The organism is Microcystis sp. M49636_WE2, from assembly GCF_030065375.1.
GTDB lineage: Bacteria > Cyanobacteriota > Cyanobacteriia > Cyanobacteriales > Microcystaceae > Microcystis > Microcystis aeruginosa_C.
In genome coordinates this window covers 1-1,092 of sequence record NZ_JASJFG010000730.1, presented here as the reverse complement: position 1 = coordinate 1,092, position 1,092 = coordinate 1, and the positions used below count along the sequence as shown (strand labels likewise).

2 protein-coding genes are annotated in these 1,092 nt (G+C 40.9%); one reads left to right on the top strand and one right to left on the bottom strand.

Features of this window, described 5'->3' with window-relative positions; genetic code table 11:
- Nucleotides 1-177 precede the first annotated feature (177 nt).
- A complete protein-coding gene (locus PX484_RS16770) occupies nucleotides 178-552 on the bottom strand; it encodes a CU044_2847 family protein (protein WP_149106890.1) in 375 nt (124 codons plus the stop codon).
- Between the two features lie 165 nt (nucleotides 553-717).
- On the opposite strand from PX484_RS16770, the gene PX484_RS16765 reads away from it, so the two are divergent.
- On the top strand, nucleotides 718-1,092 hold a 375-nt coding region (locus PX484_RS16765; RefSeq protein ID WP_288104834.1), incomplete at its 3' end, for a caspase family protein.

Below are 1,092 nucleotides of genomic sequence, written 5' to 3'. Positions count from 1 at the left end.
TGTGGACAAAAATAATCCCTCCCAAGCTTTACAAACCTGTTTAAGTGCCGAGGATTTCCCCAGAGATCTATTCCCCAGTTATCCCCAAAATCAAGACCAGAGACCTTAATCAAGATTATTTGGCTCTCTTATTTTGGGAATATACGGAAGAACCAGAAAACGTTAAATATTGAACCATCAATCAGACGAGTTCGGCGGCTTAGGAAAGGTACACTTAACCGTAATATTTAAATTACTTTTAGCGGTTCCTTTAGTAATATAAGGGATTCCTACCTCACCGCCGATTTCCACACCAAATTGTAAAGTGACTTCCTCAATGTTGGCAATGGCTAAATTGCGAAAAGCGTTTAAAGTGTAAGTAGTGTAAGTACGAATTGTATCTTCAATTGTCTGAAAATTCTGTAAAATTTGCTGTTTATCTGGTATAGAAGTTCCCCTTTTAGGAACTCTTCCCTCCGTTTTTAATGTCTCGGCAGGAATTTCTAGGTCATCGGTGGACTCTATATAAATTAGAGTGTTTTCGTCAATTTGGATCGGAGTTAGTCGAGTCATAAATAATGCAAAAATTGAAAATTAACTTTTTTCTTAACTATTTCTTGGCTCTCCCGTACTTGTGATGATAAGAAAAGGTCATCTAAGGGAGGGCCTATGCTTTCCTTGCAGTTTACCAAAAAATAACCTAACATAAAAAACATTTCTATCCCTTGCTGACTGTCTATGGCTCGCTACGCCCTCGTCATCGGCATTAACGATTACGATAACCGGAACTTTCTACCATCTTTGAGTAAACCCGCCAAAGATGCGGAAGCTGTTGCTAAATTCTTGGAGAATACTGGGACATTTGCCAATGTAGAACGCCTACCCAATCGCTGGATTGCCGCAGAAAAACGCTACGAAGTTGTTCCAGGAAAGGTAACGGGGAATGAAGTCTTGCAAGCCTTAAAGCAAATTTTATCGGGAGAGCAGACCAAAAATCAAGAAGTCTTGATCTACTTTTCAGGACACGGGTTTCGCCTGATCAATCGCATCGGTGACGGGGAAGCCTATCTCGCCACCTCCGATAGCCAACCCGACGGCAAAAATGCCATTTCT